We start from the raw sequence: 16,444 nt of genomic DNA on the forward strand, positions 1-16,444 counted from the left end.
GCCAGGTCACGAAAGCGAGTACTCCCCCCTGTAGTGAAAATCAATAACCGTTTAACTTGACCAAAAAATAAGAGGAAAAGGGGAACATGATCCCCTTTTTTTCTGTGTTTATATCCTTAAACTAAGGTAGAGCTGTCAGACTGCCTTTCAATTGGGCCGTCAGTTTAGTACAATCGAGTTTATAGATTATGGAGAGAGGGTGCTGGTTATGCAGCGCTATTTTATCGACGGATCTTTAAATAATGATATGGCAGCGATAGTCGGGGACGACTGTCACCATATTTCCAGGGTAATGAGAATGGGCAAGGGCAGTCAGGTTATTTGCTCAGACCAAAACGGAAAAAGTGCTGTCTGTGTTATTGAAGAAATTACCGATGAAAAAGTAATGGTAAATGTTGTAGAATGGATTGAGGCAACAAATGAACTGCCTGTCAGGGTAACAATCGCGAGCGGACTGCCTAAAGGGGATAAACTGGAGCTGATTATCCAGAAGGGAACCGAACTTGGCGCGTTTGAATTTATCCCTTTTATTGCATCTCGCTCTATTGTAAAATGGGATGAAAAAAAAGCACTTAAAAAAGTTGAGAGATGGCAGAAGATCGCTAAGGAAGCTGCCGAGCAATCTCATCGCAGTATCCTTCCAGCTGTCCATTCACCAGTTAAACTAGAAACACTTACAAGGCTAGCAGAGAGCTATGATTTTAAGCTGATTGCCTACGAGGAAGAGGCAAAAGCCGGTGAAGCTTCTATGCTGTTCCAGACCCTTAATGAACTTAAGGCAGGCGATTCTCTATTTGTTGTATTTGGACCAGAAGGGGGACTTTCTGACAAAGAAATTGCCGCTCTTACTGCCCGGAATTTTAAAAGCTGCGGACTGGGTCCAAGAATTTTGCGTACCGAAACTGCGCCACTCTACACGCTTTCTGCTATTTCCTATCATACTGAATTAATGAGGTGACAAATTATGCCTACTGTTGCGTTTCATACGCTTGGCTGCAAAGTGAACCATTATGAGACTGAAGCCATTTGGCAGTTATTTAAAGAAGAAAATTATGATCGGGTTGACTTTGAGTCAACGGCCGATGTATATATTGTCAATACTTGCACGGTTACAAATACTGGTGATAAAAAAAGCCGCCAGGTTATCCGCCGTGCAGTCAGAATGAATCCAGACGCAGTTATATGCGTAACAGGATGTTATGCCCAAACATCACCAGCCGAGATTATGGCTATTCCTGGCGTGGATATTGTTGTCGGTACTCAGGATCGAGTTAAAATGCTTGACTATATTGAACAATATAAGCAAGAACGCCAGCCGATTAACGGTGTAGGTAATATAATGAAAAACCGAGTATACGAAGAGCTGGACGTTCCAGCATTTACAGATAGAACTAGAGCATCTTTGAAAATTCAGGAAGGCTGCAATAATTTCTGCACTTTCTGTATTATTCCGTGGGCACGAGGATTAATGAGATCCCGAGATCCAAAAGAAGTCATTCGCCAAGCCCAACAGCTTGTAGATGCTGGATATAAAGAGATCGTCCTTACAGGGATCCATACTGGCGGGTACGGAGAAGATATGAAAGATTATAATCTTGCTATGCTATTAACAGATCTCGAAGCTCAAGTCAAAGGGTTAAAGAGGCTTCGCATATCATCAATTGAAGCGAGCCAAATAACAGATGAAGTAATCGATGTGATCGACAAGTCAAATATCATTGTCCGCCACCTCCATATCCCGCTTCAATCTGGTTCTAATAGTGTCCTTAAGAGAATGCGCCGGAAATACACAATGGAATTCTTTGGAGAAAGGCTTGACAGGCTGAAAGAGGTACTTCCAGGCCTTGCCGTAACATCTGATGTCATTGTAGGCTTCCCAGGTGAAACGGAAGAAGAATTTAAAGAAACATTTGATTTTATCAAGGAGCATAAATTCTCTGAACTCCATGTTTTTCCTTATTCCAAGCGTACAGGTACGCCTGCTGCACGCATGGAAGACCAGGTAAATGAAGAAGTTAAGAATGAGCGTGTGCACCGCCTTATTGCTCTTTCAGATCAGCTCGCAAAACAATATGCATCACAGTTTGAAAATGAAGTACTTGAAGTGATTCCTGAAGAAGAATATAAAAACGATACTGTTCAAGGAATGTATGTCGGGTACACAGACAACTATTTGAAGGTTGTTTTTCCTGCTACAGAAGATATGATTGGCCAGATCGTTAAAGTAAAAGTAAAGAAAGCCGGCTATCCATATAATGAAGGACAATTTGTCCGTGTAATTGGAGATGAGCTGCCTATTAAGGAAGCAGCGGTTTAACTTAATAGAGTTTTTTAAGACGAAAGCTGACACACACTGCCAGCTCAGACTGTAGACAAACTCGATGAAAATCGTGTTTGTTTACAGTCTTTTTTTGGTTGGGGGTGGAATGTGGCTGTGATTTCCGTTCTAGGCGCTTCGCTTTCCGCTGGGCTGGCGCTGAGCCTCCTCGCCGCCGTTGGCGTCTGCGGGGTCTCATCTGTCGAGCTGATCCCGCTGGAGTCTACGCGCCTTCCACTCCAATTCAGCAGGGATTCTAAAAATTAGCGTGGAACTATTACAAAGTCTATTTTAAATAGATTTATAAAAGTTTTAGGTGATGAATATGTTTTGAAAACAATCCAATCCAACGAGACCAATTAGAGATGGTTGCTATGACCAACTAGTTCCTCAAGAACTCTTAGTCCGTAAAACGGAATGCGCACTTGATTTCTCTTTCATTTATGACTTGGTGAAGGATGTGTATTCGGAAGTAAGCCGCCCATAGACCCTGTTAGTTTAATCAAACTCACCTTCATTCACATACCTTTGACATTCGCTCCATGCGCCAAACCATTGAGGAAGTAGAAACAAACCATTAAAAAGGGGTTCGGAATGTGAAGATTCCGCACCCGTTTTTGTCTACAAATTGAGCCGGCATACACTACTGGCTTTCTTAATCTTGATTTTTAATTATCTTAATAGCAGGTGTATTGTTGTACATGTAGGTAGGGGCATTTTCATTGGCGTTTTCATCCGCATAGAATTCTTGCTGAATCTTTTTATTCGCTTTTTCAGAGTTATCATGGCTGTCTTGCCGTTCGTGTATGTTACTGTCTTCCAAAGTAGCATTTATTTTATTATTTGCTTCTACAGTGTTTTTATCTTGTTTATTCATCAAATTCCTCCTTCGTTTTAGTATTAAGCAAAAAGGGGGATACACTCTTTAATTTTATACCCTGAATTGGAATTCATCTAACAGGTATAGGGGATTATTGGTGTGAATTTTTTTGCCAGTACTGTATAAAATAAGCATGTGTTGACGAATTATTGCTCGTCTTTTTTTTATCTGAATGATATGATGATAGAGGTACGTACATCTTGTTATTTTGAAAGGAGTACATAGATATGAACATAAACATTGCTGAAATGATTGACCATACACTCCTAAAGGCTGATGCGAAAAAATCGCAAGTGGAAACTCTTTGCCAGGAAGCAAGAGAATACAAATTTGCCAGCGTGTGTGTCAACCCAACATGGGTAAAGTATGCGAGCGAACAGCTGCAAGGCAGTGACGTAAAGGTTTGCACTGTTATTGGTTTCCCTTTAGGAGCCACAACACCTGAAACAAAAGCTTTTGAAACCACAAATGCAATTGAAAACGGTGCGACAGAGGTGGACATGGTCATTAACATTGGTGCTCTGAAGGATGGAAACAACGTGCTTGTGGAGCAGGATATCCGTGCTGTGACAACTGCTGCTAAAGGCAAAGCTCTTTCAAAGGTCATTATTGAGACAAGCCTTTTGACTGATGAAGAAAAAGTCCGTGCTTGTGAGCTGGCGGTTAAGGCCGGAGCGGATTTTGTTAAAACTTCCACAGGGTTTTCCACTGGCGGGGCTACAATCGAAGATATTAAATTAATGAGAAAGACGGTCGGTCCCGACATAGGTGTTAAAGCATCAGGCGGTGTCAGGAGTACAGAAGACACTCGAAATATGGTTGAAGCTGGAGCTACGAGAATCGGGGCTAGCTCTGGTGTGCAAATTGTGAATGGTATGACAAGTGAATCTGATTATTAATCAGTAAAAGCCAGGAGTCATACTCCTGGCTTTTACTAGTCTTTTTTATGCCTGCCATGAATAAAGAGAATCATTGATCCAAAACGGGTAGCAAATGGAAAAACGAGCAGAGAAGAAAGAACGTTAAAAATTACACTGGCGTGGGCGAGCTGTACTTCTGGCGCAGCTGCAGTTAGCGGTGCTATAACAGCAAAAACATGTATAAATGGATAAAAGACGGCCACTCCAAGTACATTCAGCCATATATGGGCAAATGCGGTCAAGCGTGCCTCCCTTCCGGCCCCAACAGAGGCTAAATAGGCTGTAATACAGGTGCCTATGTTAGCTCCAAGCATAGCAGCAATTCCTGCTTCCAGCGTTAATATATCTCCTTCCAGAAACCCCATGACGATTCCCGTCAAAGCTGTACTGGACTGGATGACAGCAGTTAATGCTGTTCCTGCCAGTACACTCCAAAAATGACTGCTATTCATCATTAATAGTCCTGCTTGTACCAATGGCAAGTCGGTCAGCGGACCAGCCAGAAAAGCAAATCCCCTCATAGCTGCAAATACAGCTGCAATTCCTAGAAATATGGTCCCTGCATATCTTGTATTCTTACGGCTGATCAAGATCATCAAAGAACCAATAACAGCTAGCGGTACAATTAAAAAATCAATGTTAAAGGTAATGAACTCGACAGTAAAAGTGGTTCCTATATTTGCTCCAAGGATTATTCCAATCGACTGAGAAAAAGTTAAAATACCGGCAGATATTAAACCAATAGTAATAACCATAACAGCCGAGCTGCTATGAAGGAGTGCTGTTACAATAATGCCTGACAGCAGTCCTTTTAATGGGGTGTCAGCATATTCTGCAACTCTAAGCTTAAAAGAGTCAGCAGATAGGTTATACAAGCCGCTTCGAAGCAAGGCCATCCCAGATATAAACACAGTAATGAATAAAATGAAATATAGCAAAGAAAGCATAAATCCCCACCCCTTCTTTTCTATTTCTATGGGGATAGCCGTGAGGACATGCTTGGTTTTAAATTTAATTTCCGCTGGGTTAAATTAAATTTTAATATATAGGTCTTTTGTTAAAATTACTGACATTCAAAATAAATTCTTCCAGCATTGCATGAGTTATACCAGCATGAAAATAGATTGTTTTATCAATCTTCCTTTCATCAGCTAATTACAGTTGACCTTGTATTAAGGTTATATTATAATGGCAAAGTACATGGAATTCCATGTGAGGTGATGTAAGTGGTGTTGTGCTCGGAGGGAGGGAAAGAGAATGTCTAAAACTGTCGTTCGCAAAAACGAATCGCTTGAAGATGCTCTTCGACGCTTTAAACGTACTGTATCTAAATCAGGTACTATTCAAGAAGCTAGAAAGCGCGAGTTCTATGAAAAGCCTAGTGTAAAGCGTAAGAAAAAGTCCGAAGCTGCTAGAAAACGTAAGTGGTAAGAGAGGGTGGAATCAATTGAGTCTTCTCGAGCGTTTAAATAATGATATAAAGCAAGCGATGAGGAACAAAGAAAAAGACAGGCTCACGACTATTCGGATGATTAAAGCATCATTGCAGAACGAAGCTATAAAGCTCGGGAAGCAAGAGTTGTCTGAAGAGGAAGAGCTAACAGTACTTTCTCGCGAAGTTAAACAACGCAAAGATTCCCTCCAGGAATTTGAAAAAGCCGGTCGTGAAGATCTGGTTGAGAAATTACGCAATGAATTAAATTACGTCGAATTCTATATGCCTCAGCAGTTAAATGAAGAGGAAATTTCAGAAATCGTTCAAGAAACGATTGCTGAAACAGGAGCGACGTCTAAAGCTGAGATGGGAAGAGTCATGTCTGCCATTATGCCTAAAGTAAAGGGTAAAGCAGATGGCTCCCTAGTAAACAAACTTGTACAACAACACCTTTCATAAAAATGTTTTCGGGGCCGTAAGCTAACTTACGGCCTTTTGTCATATTTAAGGAATATAGATTAGGAATAAAGATACATAATAGTATGGAGGGTTTTCCTTCTAATGAATCAAAACTATGGTACCATACAATTAAGGAATCGCTTTCAATTAGAAGCTCTCTGATAAATCGGCCAGTACATAAAGAGAAATTAAATGCCGCCAAAATAGCTTAAAAAAATGAAACCTTTTTAATTTTCTCACGTAAAACAAGGAGGCTGATTTATTTAAAAGAAAGGGGGAACGAACTTTTGGTGGTTAATCGGGTGATTTCTGTAATTTTGATCTTATTAATATTCTTAAGCCTGTTTGCCACAACGGACACTTTTGCTCAGGATGAAATTGTGTACGTCGTTCCAATCGAAGAAACAGTTGAAAAAGGCCTTTATGCATTTTTAGAACGTGCTGTGACTACGGCTGAAGAAGCAGGGGCTACAACGATCATCTTTGAAGTGAACACACCAGGAGGTGCGGTTGATGCCGCGGGTGAAATTGGTCGCCTGTTGACTACTACAGAGCTCAAAACCGTTTCGTTTGTCAATAAACAGGCACTTTCAGCAGGTGCATATATCTCATTAAACACAGACGAGATTTATATGGTTCCCGGGGCAACAATGGGCTCTGCTGCTATCATTGATCAACAGGGCAACACTGCAGGGAAAAAGGCGGAATCCTACTGGTTCGCAGCTATGAGAAGTGCTGCAAACGAATCTGGAAGGGATCCTCAATATGCACTCGCGATGGCGGATGAAAATGTTAATTTGCCTGAATATGGTGCAGGAAAAGGCGAGCTTCTTACACTGACTGCCGAACAGGCTTTAGAGGTAGGCTACTCTGAAGGAACTGTCCGAAATCTTGATCAGCTGTTAGCGCAGTTAGGTCTAGAAAATGCAGAAGTAAGGAATCTGGAGGCTACCTTTGCCGAGAAGATTGCGAGATTTATTACCAATCCATATGTTGTTCCAATTCTATTGACAATTGGAAGTTTAGGATTAGTATTGGAGCTTTATTCACCGGGCTTTGGTATTCCAGGATTTATGGGGATGTCAGCCTTGCTGCTGTTTTTCTATGGGCATCTTGTAGCTGGTCTGGCAGGATATGAGACAATTATCTTGTTCGTTGTGGGTATTGGACTTATCCTTCTGGAATTCTTCCTGCCAGGCGGGATTGCTGGAGGAATTGGCATCGCGGCTGTTATTGGAAGCTTATTTCTGGCAACGGATAATGCACTTCATATGGGTATCTCACTGTTAATTGCACTTAGCGTTACTGTTATTGCCTCTATTTTAATGGTAAAGGTGTTTGGTAAAAAAATGAGACTATTTAAGAAGATTATTTTAACTGATTCCACAAGCACCGAGGGTGGGTATATCTCAAACAAAAGCCGGACTGAGCTCGTAGGTGTTGAAGGATATACTTTAACGGCTCTAAGACCCTCTGGAACCATCGTAATTGAGGACGAACGAATTGATGCAGTAAGCGAGGGTGCCTATATACAGAAAAGCGCCAGAGTCCGAGTAGTTAAGGCAGAAGGATCAAGAGTAGTTGTTAGAGAGTTAACTGAAGATAAATAAAGATAAGCAGGAGGATGCATAATGATCGATCCAGGAACCGCGTTTGTATTAGTTGCAATAGTGATTGGATTCATTTTATTAGCTGTACTTTTGACATTTGTACCAGTAATGCTCTGGATTGCAGCATTAGCTGCAGGTGTCAAGGTTAGTATTTTCACTTTGGTAGGAATGAGATTGCGCCGGGTCATCCCGAGCAGAGTCATTAACCCAATGATTAAAGCACATAAAGCGGGATTAAATGTTACGACAAACCAGCTTGAAAGCCATTATCTTGCAGGTGGTAATGTCGACAGAGTTGTTAATGCGCTAATTGCAGCTCACCGTGCTAATATCGAATTAACATTTGAAAGAGCAGCAGCGATCGACCTTGCCGGCCGTGATGTATTAGAAGCTGTACAAATGAGTGTTAACCCTAAAGTAATTGAGACGCCATTTATTGCCGGTGTTGCAATGGATGGAATTGAAGTTAAAGCAAAAGCAAGAATTACCGTAAGAGCTAATATTGACCGGTTAGTCGGGGGTGCAGGTGAGGATACGATTGTTGCCCGTGTAGGTGAAGGGATTGTATCAACAATCGGTTCTTCTAGTAATCATAAAAAAGTTCTTGAAAACCCTGACATGATTTCTCAAACAGTGTTATCCAAAGGTTTAGATGCAGGAACGGCCTTTGAAATTCTCTCGATTGATATTGCTGACGTTGATATCGGCAAAAATATCGGTGCTGAACTTCAAACGGAACAAGCCGAGGCTGACAAGAATATTGCCCAGGCAAAAGCAGAAGAACGCCGAGCGATGGCTGTAGCCCAAGAACAAGAAATGAAAGCCCGCGTTGAGGAAATGAGAGCGAAAGTGGTTGAAGCGGAAGCGACTGTTCCCCTTGCGATGGCAGAAGCATTGCGCCAAGGAAATATTGGAGTTATGGATTACATGAACATTCAAAATATATCTGCTGATACTGATATGAGAGGTTCAATCGGGAATATGACCGATGACAAGAAAGATAACAAGAAAAAATAATAAAGAGGAAAACCCGAGCGGTTAACAGGAAGGGGACCTCAAATGGAAGCTTTATTCGATAATCCAATTATTATTATGATTATTCTAGGGATTATATCTACGATTTTCGGACGGATCAAGGGAGAAAATCAGGAGGAACAAAAGAAACGCGGAACGCGTCCGGCTCAGCCGGCTCGCCCCGTTTCTCAGCCTGCCAGGACAGAGTACAGAGAGGTAAGTCCGGCCGAACCAAGCCGGCCGCAACGAAACCCTGTAGAAGAGACTCTGCACACTCCTGAGAAAATCCAGAATGTATATGAAGAGAAGAGAAGAGAAGCTGAAGAACGTATAAAGCAGCTGAATTCTCAAGCTCAAAGAATTAAAAATTCCCAAAAAAGAAATCAGCCCAAAGAAGAGTCGGTGGAAACTTTTCAAAGGGAGAGACGGAATGCAGTACTTCACCCAGATAAATCCACGTTGGTTGATGGAATCATCTGGTCAGAAGTGCTAGGTCCGCCTCGCGCCAAAAAACCGCGTTTTCCTTTGAGACATAGGTAATGCAAGCTATAAAAAACTGTGCTAGAACCCTCTTTCATCTCATATGTATGAGATGAAAGGGGGTTCTTTTTTATGGCGAAAAATTGGAGCCAGCTTGTTCGGAACTGGATGACCCACAAAATGGATCTTCCACACGATGTCATGATGGATCTCCCCCGAATAACAATGATTGGGCAAATTCACATATATATTGAGAATCATCAAGGTCTGCTAGCTTTCTCAGACAGTGAGGTAAGGCTCCTGTTAAAGCAGGGCCAGCTTCTCGTGAAAGGCCAGGCCTTTGTTATTAAAACCGTCTTACCTGAAGAAATCCTGCTTGAGGGGAAGGTAGACCAGGTTATCTACATTAACGACTAGTTCAGGGGGAGAAAAATGAAGAGCCAATGGATAGAATATTATTCTGGGGTTATAAAAGTTAAAGTGTCTGGCAGGGGTGTTGAAAGGCTCATTAACAGACTTATGCGTGACGGGGTTAAGGTTTGGAATGTTAAAAGACAAGGTACAGAGGCAATTACGTTTTATATGAAATACAAAGATGTAAACAAATTGAGGGCTGCCGTTAGGACTAGTGGGTGTAAAGTCAGGTTTCTCGAGAAAGTCGGGGGGCCTTTCTTAATAAGGCGTTTACGGACAAACAGTGGTTTTTTTACTGGAGGTGCCCTATTTTTAGCTGTTTTAATGTTTTTATCCAATATGGTTTGGGGAATTGAGATAAAAGGAGCTAGCCCTGCGACTGAATATCAAATTAGAAAGCACCTGGATGATATGGGTGTGAAGAAGGGGAAACTGCAGTTTTTCATTGGAAGTCCTGAAGCTGTTCAAAGAGAGCTTACAAATGCGATTCAGGCTCTGACATGGGTAGGGGTTGAGTTAAAGGGGACAACCTATCATTTTCAAGTAGTTGAAAAAAATGAGCCTGAGAAGGTGGAATATTATAGTCCACGCCATCTAGTTGCTGCTAAAAAAGCAATAATTGTCGATATGTTTATTGAAAAGGGTGAACCAGTCGTTAATGTGAATGACCACGTCAAACCAGGCCAACTGCTAGTTTCTGGAATCATACCAAAGGATGATGGAGAAGAAACGGTACCTGCCCAAGGAGAGGTCCTGGGGAAAACCTGGTATAAAACCGTTGTAGAACTTCCACTGACAAGCTCATTTCAAGTGTTTAACGGAAACGAGAAAAAGAAATATTACGTTAAAATTGGTGGATTTTCGATTCCTGTCTGGGGATTTGGCAAAAATGAGTATAAGGAATTTGAGAAAGAAACCAATGAAACAGCGCTCCGCTTTTTAGTTTGGGAGCTTCCTATTGCCTTCGTAGACTCTACATTTAGGGAGAGAGAGAAGGTGACCAGGATCTACTCAACCGATGAAGCAATCAAGAAAGCAAAAGAAATGGCAAGAATAGATATAAAAAGCAGCCTGCATGAAGATGCTATAATTAAAGGGGAAAAAGTTTTACACCAATCCATCGAGAATGATAAAGTAAACTTAATCACTCATTTTGAAATAATCGAAAACATTGCTGAAGGACAACCAATTATCCAAGGAGACGAAGAATGACAAATGACTTAAAAACAACAGAATTAAAAATTGAAGATCCTAACGAAGCAGTTGCTCTAATTGGAAATTCAGATGCACATCTAAAGATGATCGAAACGGAATTAAGTGTATCCGTGATTACCCGTGGTGAATCAATCATCATCACTGGCCCAGAGGAACAGATTCCATTGGCTCGATCTGTCATAGAGGCGCTATTATCTGTTATCCGGAAAGGGATCACCATTAGCCAAAGGGACGTGATGTATGCCGTCCAAATGGCTCAAAAAGGCACATTAGAGTATTTTCACGATCTTTATGATGAAGAGATTACGAAGAATGCCAAAGGCAAAGCGATTCGAGTGAAAACACTTGGCCAGCGCCACTATATTTCTGCAGTTAAACAAAATGATTTAGTCTTTGGCATAGGTCCAGCAGGAACGGGGAAAACCTACCTTGCCGTTGTAATGGCCGTCAGTGCTCTGAAAAACGGCAGTGTCAAGAAAATTATTTTAACAAGGCCAGCAGTTGAGGCGGGAGAAAGCCTCGGCTTTCTGCCAGGAGATCTCAAGGAGAAAGTCGATCCCTATCTTCGCCCGCTTTATGATGCGCTGCATGATATTTTCGGAACCGAGCATACCGAGCGTCTGATCGAACGCGGTACTATTGAGATTGCTCCGCTTGCCTATATGCGCGGAAGAACATTGGATGATGCGTTTGTTATACTGGATGAAGCACAAAACACAACGCAGGCTCAAATGAAGATGTTCTTAACCAGGCTTGGGTTTGGGTCAAAAATGGTCATTACTGGTGACAAGTCTCAGGTAGACTTACCGAAAGGAGCCCGCTCAGGTCTTATTGCTGCAGAAGATATATTGCAGGATGTAAAAGGAGCGTCATTTATTTATCTCGAACAGTCAGATGTAGTTCGTCATCCTCTCGTAGGCCGGATTATTGAAGCTTATAGCAAAAAAGAGTCTTAAAAAAGAACCCGTCCGTTTTTCAGCGGACGGGTTCTTAACGCGGTTCTTCAAAAAGTATGATAAATGTTAATAAATGTTATCTTCTTTGTTTTGAAGGTGAAAGTTGGAGTGAAAACTGTTATTATGTTACATAATCGGGAGATTTTAAAATTTAACACTTATCGAGCGGTTTAACGCAAGATAGGAGGACATATAATGGAAAAGCTTCAACAGCAGTTAATAAAGATAAGGAATTTATTAAATAATACATTTTTTAAGATCTTGCTGTTTCTAATCGTTGGAGTTTGTTTATATGGAGCTATGTATACCAATGTTAAGCCTGAAAAGCTTAATTTAAGTTTGTTTTCTGTCGCAGAGAAGACGATACGGTCACCGATCACGGTTGAGGACAGAGAAAGTACAGAGAAAAAACGAAGAGAAGCACTTGACTCAGTAAAAGATGTTTATATTTTAAAGAAGGAATATACACAAAACCAAGTCGATCTAATGACGTCCATTTTTGATTCTGTCTCGGAAGTTAATGAAGAAGCTGCTCAGCAAACAAATGAACAGGCTGAAACCGGAGCGGCTGGCCAGAACGAAGATACGGTTTCTAAAGATGAGAAACTCTCCATGCTTAAAACCAGATTAACAGAAAAAGTTACAAAGGATATTTCAGACCAAAACCTTTTAGTACTTATAGAGGCTCAGCCTAGCGAGCTTGCGATCGCAAAAGACCTGACAGTAACAGCTATAAATAATGTAATGAACCAGCGTATATCTGCTGATGATGTTGAGAACGCAAAGAAGCGTGTAGAGGAAGAACTTCGTTTTACAAGTCTTGGGACGGCTCTTAAAAACGCTGTTATTTCCCTTGGCCGTTTTGCAGTTATTCAAAACGAATTTTATGACCCGGCTGGCACAGAAGAAGTGCGGCAGCAAGCAATAGACGATGTTGAGCCTGTAAGGATTCTCGAAGGGCAGATACTTGCAGAAGAAGGCCAGCTCATAAATCGGGATATCTATAAACAGCTTGAATTAGTAGGCCTTCTTGACAGTGATAAATCAATTCAGCCATTTATTGGGCTTGCGTTGCTGATCTTAATTATTTTAAGTGGAATGTATTTTATTTTTCATGAATCAGAGTTTCAGAATGAAACAAAGCAAAACTATTTGCTGATTTTTAGTTCAATTATAATACTGTCAATTGCTTTAATGAAAATCTTAAGTTTTTTTCAGGAGCTTGAGTACTCTGAAATTGGATACATTTTCCCAGCAGCCCTCGGTGCCATGCTGATCAAGATATTAATTGGCGAGCGCCTGGCCATATTTCAAATAATTATATTGGCTATTTGCGGCACGATCATTTTCAATGAGGGTGTAACGGGAACCCTGAATATGACCGTCGGAATCTATATGCTGATTAGCGGCATAGCTGCTGTATTATTTCTCAGCAAACAAAGCCAACGGACAAAAATCCTGCAAGCGGGGTTATTTGTTTCTGGTGTTAACTTGCTTGTGATTACAGCTCTTTTATTCCTTCGAAACGGTCACTACTCAGGACTGGAATATGGCTTCCATTTAGTTGCTGCCCTTGTTTCTGGGATTTCTGCTGCTGTATTGGCGATTGGATTGCTTCCATTTTTTGAAGCCGGGTTTGGTATCCTCTCCACTATGAAATTAATTGAGCTTTCGAACCCTAATCATCCTTTGCTAAGAAAAATTTTAACCGAGGCCCCAGGCACTTATCATCACAGTGTAATGGTAGCAAATTTGGCAGAATCTGCATGTGAAGCAATAGGAGCTAATGGATTACTGGCTAGAGTAGGCTGTTATTATCACGATATCGGAAAAACGAAAAGGCCTCAATTTTTTATTGAAAATCAAATGAATATTGAAAACCCTCATGATCGGCTGCCGCCTCAAACGAGTAAAAATATTATTATCGCTCATGCTACAGATGGAGCTGAAATGCTTAGAAAGCATCGAATGCCCCGGGAAATAATAGATATAGCGGAACAGCATCATGGTACTACCTTGTTAAAGTTCTTTTTACACAAAGCAAAACAGAGTGGACTTGAAATAACGGAGAAAGACTTCCGTTATCCTGGTCCTAAAGCAAAGACAAAAGAATCGGCTGTTATTGGTATCGCTGATAGTGTCGAGGCTGCTGTTAGATCGATGGCCCGTCCTACAACAGAACAAATTGAAAGCCTTGTCCGCAACATTATTGCTGACCGACTGCAGGATGGTCAGCTATCCGATTGCGATATTACTCTGAGGGAACTGGAAACAGTTGCATTTACGCTTTGTGAAACACTTAAAGGAATTTTTCACTCAAGGATTGAATACCCGGAATCAACGACAAAACAGAAGGTGAAGCAGGCATGAACTTAGTAATTGATTTTATTGACGATCAGAAAAAACTTCAGGAGGCTGAGATAGCAGAAGTGAAAAATCTGCTCCAGTTTGCTGCTGAAAAAGAAGGAATAGAGGAAAACACAGAGGTTTCTGTAACCATTACTTCTAATGTGGAAATTCAAGAGATTAATCGCCAATATCGAGGCAAAAATAGTCCTACTGATGTTATATCCTTTGCAATGGAGGAAATGGGGGAAGGGGAAACCGAAATTATTGGCGTGGATCAACCCAGGGTTTTAGGTGATATCATCATTTCGGCCGAAAAGGCACTAGAACAGGCAGAAGAATATCAGCACTCATTCGCAAGAGAGCTTGGTTTCTTGGCTGTACATGGACTATTGCATCTCTTAGGTTATGATCATGAAACAGAAGCTGATGAAAAACAAATGTTTAGCAGACAGAGGGAAATTCTAGATGAATTCGGATTGGAACGCTAACAGACCACGGAAAAAGCAGCATCTAAGTGCCTCTTTTCGTTTTGCATGGCAGGGGATAAGATATGCTGTCAAGAGTGAGAGAAACTTGCAAATCCATTTATTGATTTCAGCAGCTGTTTTGTGTGCAGGAGCTGTGCTTAAGCTGTCAATTACAGAATGGTTTGTCGTCCTTCTAATAATTGGTGTTATGGTTTCTCTTGAACTATTGAATACTGCATTAGAGAAAGTGGTCGATTTAGTTACAGAAGAATATCATCCTTTGGCTAAACAGGCTAAGGATCTTGCAGCTGGCAGCGTATTGGTTTTTTCGATTATTAGTGTATTGATCGGCCTGTTGATTTTCGTTCCGAAGGCTGCAGAGCTGTTTAGAAGCTAATCTGTTATTCGAAAAGTTGTCCGATTGCGGGCAGCTTTTTCCTATTATATTTGCTGTTTTATCGCCGTACATTGAAAACGTCTTCCGTTTTCAGTTAAAATAACAGAACAGTATTATTATCACTGTGAAAATGTTTTTTGAAAATTTAAACTTTTTTACTGAAATCGATGAATTTAAAGTCAAAATAAGGTAAAATAGATGAAAGGGAGTTTAACTATGAATACCGAAAAATTAATTGAAGAAGCAAAGATTGCAAGGGACAGAGCTTATGTACCTTACTCAAAGTTTAAGGTTGGAGCTGCCCTGCTCACAGATGACGGAACTATTTACCACGGGTGTAACATTGAAAATGCTGCCTATAGCATGTGCAATTGTGCAGAAAGAACAGCCATTTTTAAAGCATACTCGGATGGAGTCAAGAACTTTAAAAGCTTGACTGTTGTTGCGGACACTGATCGTCCTGTACCTCCTTGCGGTGCTTGTCGCCAAGTAATTTCAGAACTCTGCCCTAAGGATATGAAAGTTGTACTAACAAACCTCAAAGGTGATATACACGAATTAACAGTTGAAGAATTACTGCCAGGCGCATTTTCACCGGAGGACTTGCATGCAAACTAACAATAAATTTAAATCAGGTTTTGTCTCCATCATTGGAAGGCCTAACGTCGGTAAATCAACATTTCTAAATCGGGTCATCGGCCAAAAGATCGCTATTATGAGTGATAAGCCGCAGACAACAAGGAATAAAGTACAGGGCGTACTCACTGCTGAAGACTCACAGATCATTTTCATTGATACACCAGGTATTCATAAACCAAAGCACAAGCTGGGCGATTTCATGATGAAGGTAGCTCAGCGGACCTTGAAGGAAGTCGACCTGATTTTATTCATGGTAAATGCTGATGAAGGATTTGGTCGCGGCGAAGAATTCATTCTCGAAAAGTTCGAATCAGTCAATACACCTATCTTTCTGGTTATAAATAAAATTGATCTTATTCATCCAGATCAACTGTTTAAGTTTATTGATTCCTACAAAGAAAGATATGATTTTAAAGAAATTATTCCGATATCTGCCCTTGAAGGCAATAATGTCGACACACTGTTGGATCAGATAAAGAGCTATTTGCCTGAAGGTCCTCAATACTATCCAGCAGACCAGGTAACAGATCACCCTGAAAGATTTATTATTTCAGAATTGATCAGAGAAAAGGCGCTGCATTTGACACATGAAGAAATTCCTCATTCCCTTGCAGTGGTTATTGAAAAGATCGAGCGGAAAAAAGATAAGGATATGATTCATGTCATGGCGACCATTATGGTTGAACGCGATTCACAAAAAGGAATTGTGATTGGCAAGCAGGGAAAGCTCCTGAAGGAAATCGGCAAACGAGCACGGCTAGACATTGAAAATCTTATGGGATCCAAAGTGTTTCTTGAACTATGGGTTAAGGTTCAAAAAGACTGGAGAAACAAAGCCACACAGCTTCGTGATTTCGGTTTCCGTGATGATGAATACTAAAAATATTTTATA

The 16,444-nt window shown here is 40.9% G+C and carries 18 protein-coding genes and 1 pseudogene; 17 read left to right on the top strand and 2 right to left on the bottom strand.

Annotation, left to right across the window (positions count from 1 at the left end):
• Positions 1 to 208 precede the first annotated feature (208 nt).
• From HRJ06_RS05575 to HRJ06_RS23180, 3 genes and pseudogenes are all read left to right on the top strand, one after another.
• Positions 209 to 958, top strand: coding sequence for a 16S rRNA (uracil(1498)-N(3))-methyltransferase (locus HRJ06_RS05575; protein WP_174730132.1), 750 nt, complete (start codon positions 209 to 211; stop codon positions 956 to 958).
• 6 nt (positions 959 to 964) lie between these two features.
• Complete coding sequence (gene mtaB / locus HRJ06_RS05580; protein WP_174730134.1) at positions 965 to 2,317, top strand: tRNA (N(6)-L-threonylcarbamoyladenosine(37)-C(2))-methylthiotransferase MtaB; 1,353 nt, start codon at positions 965 to 967, stop codon at positions 2,315 to 2,317.
• 365 nt (positions 2,318 to 2,682) lie between these two features.
• A pseudogene (locus HRJ06_RS23180) lies at positions 2,683 to 2,892 on the top strand (transposase); the annotation flags it as partial.
• 80 nt (positions 2,893 to 2,972) lie between these two features.
• Here the strand turns inward: HRJ06_RS23180 and HRJ06_RS05585 are convergent.
• Positions 2,973 to 3,194, bottom strand: a complete 222-nt coding sequence (locus HRJ06_RS05585) for a hypothetical protein (protein ID WP_174730136.1) — start codon at positions 3,192 to 3,194, stop codon at positions 2,973 to 2,975.
• A gap of 230 nt (positions 3,195 to 3,424) precedes the next feature.
• Here HRJ06_RS05585 and deoC point away from each other — a divergent pair, with 230 nt between their 5' ends.
• The gene (gene deoC, locus HRJ06_RS05590; protein WP_174730138.1) at positions 3,425 to 4,096 is read left to right on the top strand and encodes a deoxyribose-phosphate aldolase; all 672 of its coding nucleotides are present in this window, start codon (positions 3,425 to 3,427) and stop codon (positions 4,094 to 4,096) included.
• Between the two features lie 35 nt (positions 4,097 to 4,131).
• On the opposite strand, the gene HRJ06_RS05595 is transcribed toward deoC, so the two are convergent.
• Positions 4,132 to 5,064 carry a Na/Pi symporter gene (locus tag HRJ06_RS05595; RefSeq protein ID WP_174730142.1) on the bottom strand — a complete coding sequence of 311 codons (933 nt, stop codon included), beginning with the start codon at positions 5,062 to 5,064 and terminating at the stop codon, positions 4,132 to 4,134.
• Positions 5,065 to 5,374: 310 nt separating this feature from the next.
• On the opposite strand from HRJ06_RS05595, the gene rpsU reads away from it, so the two are divergent.
• The 13 genes from rpsU (at position 5,375) to era (ending at position 16,432) form a co-directional block, all read left to right on the top strand.
• On the top strand, positions 5,375 to 5,548 hold the full coding sequence (gene rpsU, locus HRJ06_RS05600) for a 30S ribosomal protein S21 (protein WP_019154564.1): 174 nt from the start codon (positions 5,375 to 5,377) through the stop codon (positions 5,546 to 5,548).
• Between the two features lie 16 nt (positions 5,549 to 5,564).
• Positions 5,565 to 6,011, top strand: coding sequence for a GatB/YqeY domain-containing protein (locus tag HRJ06_RS05605; RefSeq protein ID WP_174730145.1), 447 nt, complete (start codon positions 5,565 to 5,567; stop codon positions 6,009 to 6,011).
• A gap of 287 nt (positions 6,012 to 6,298) precedes the next feature.
• Positions 6,299 to 7,621, top strand: a complete 1,323-nt coding sequence (locus tag HRJ06_RS05610) for an NfeD family protein (RefSeq protein WP_174730148.1) — start codon at positions 6,299 to 6,301, stop codon at positions 7,619 to 7,621.
• Between the two features lie 21 nt (positions 7,622 to 7,642).
• The gene (gene floA, locus HRJ06_RS05615; RefSeq protein WP_174730151.1) at positions 7,643 to 8,638 is read left to right on the top strand and encodes a flotillin-like protein FloA; all 996 of its coding nucleotides are present in this window, start codon (positions 7,643 to 7,645) and stop codon (positions 8,636 to 8,638) included.
• Between the two features lie 42 nt (positions 8,639 to 8,680).
• Entirely contained in the window at positions 8,681 to 9,175 is a 495-nt protein-coding gene (locus HRJ06_RS05620; protein WP_174730154.1) for a hypothetical protein, read from the top strand.
• 72 nt (positions 9,176 to 9,247) lie between these two features.
• A complete protein-coding gene (gene yqfC / locus HRJ06_RS05625; RefSeq protein WP_174730157.1) occupies positions 9,248 to 9,532 on the top strand; it encodes a sporulation protein YqfC in 285 nt (94 codons plus the stop codon).
• A 15-nt stretch (positions 9,533 to 9,547) separates the two neighbouring features.
• Positions 9,548 to 10,741 (top strand): sporulation protein YqfD, encoded by a 1,194-nt coding sequence (gene yqfD / locus HRJ06_RS05630; protein ID WP_174730160.1) that lies wholly within the window; start codon positions 9,548 to 9,550, stop codon positions 10,739 to 10,741.
• Positions 10,738 to 11,700, top strand: a complete 963-nt coding sequence (locus tag HRJ06_RS05635; RefSeq protein WP_174730162.1) for a PhoH family protein — start codon at positions 10,738 to 10,740, stop codon at positions 11,698 to 11,700. Before yqfD ends, HRJ06_RS05635 begins: the two co-directional genes overlap by 4 nt.
• Before the next feature lie 195 nt (positions 11,701 to 11,895).
• The gene (locus HRJ06_RS05640) at positions 11,896 to 14,070 is read left to right on the top strand and encodes an HD family phosphohydrolase (RefSeq protein ID WP_174730165.1); all 2,175 of its coding nucleotides are present in this window, start codon (positions 11,896 to 11,898) and stop codon (positions 14,068 to 14,070) included.
• On the top strand, positions 14,067 to 14,537 hold the full coding sequence (gene ybeY / locus HRJ06_RS05645) for an rRNA maturation RNase YbeY (RefSeq protein ID WP_174730167.1): 471 nt from the start codon (positions 14,067 to 14,069) through the stop codon (positions 14,535 to 14,537). The genes HRJ06_RS05640 and ybeY overlap by 4 nt, the downstream gene beginning before the upstream one ends.
• Positions 14,515 to 14,913 (top strand): diacylglycerol kinase family protein, encoded by a 399-nt coding sequence (locus tag HRJ06_RS05650; RefSeq protein WP_174730170.1) that lies wholly within the window; start codon positions 14,515 to 14,517, stop codon positions 14,911 to 14,913. Before ybeY ends, HRJ06_RS05650 begins: the two co-directional genes overlap by 23 nt.
• A gap of 216 nt (positions 14,914 to 15,129) precedes the next feature.
• Positions 15,130 to 15,531 carry a cytidine deaminase gene (locus HRJ06_RS05655; protein ID WP_174730173.1) on the top strand — a complete coding sequence of 134 codons (402 nt, stop codon included), beginning with the start codon at positions 15,130 to 15,132 and terminating at the stop codon, positions 15,529 to 15,531.
• A complete protein-coding gene (gene era / locus HRJ06_RS05660) occupies positions 15,521 to 16,432 on the top strand; it encodes a GTPase Era (RefSeq protein WP_174730176.1) in 912 nt (303 codons plus the stop codon). The genes HRJ06_RS05655 and era overlap by 11 nt, the downstream gene beginning before the upstream one ends.
• The last annotated feature ends 12 nt before the right edge of the window (positions 16,433 to 16,444 follow it).

This window comes from Mesobacillus harenae, from assembly GCF_013343715.1.
Classification (GTDB): Bacteria; Bacillota; Bacilli; order Bacillales; family Cytobacillaceae; genus Mesobacillus_A; species Mesobacillus_A harenae.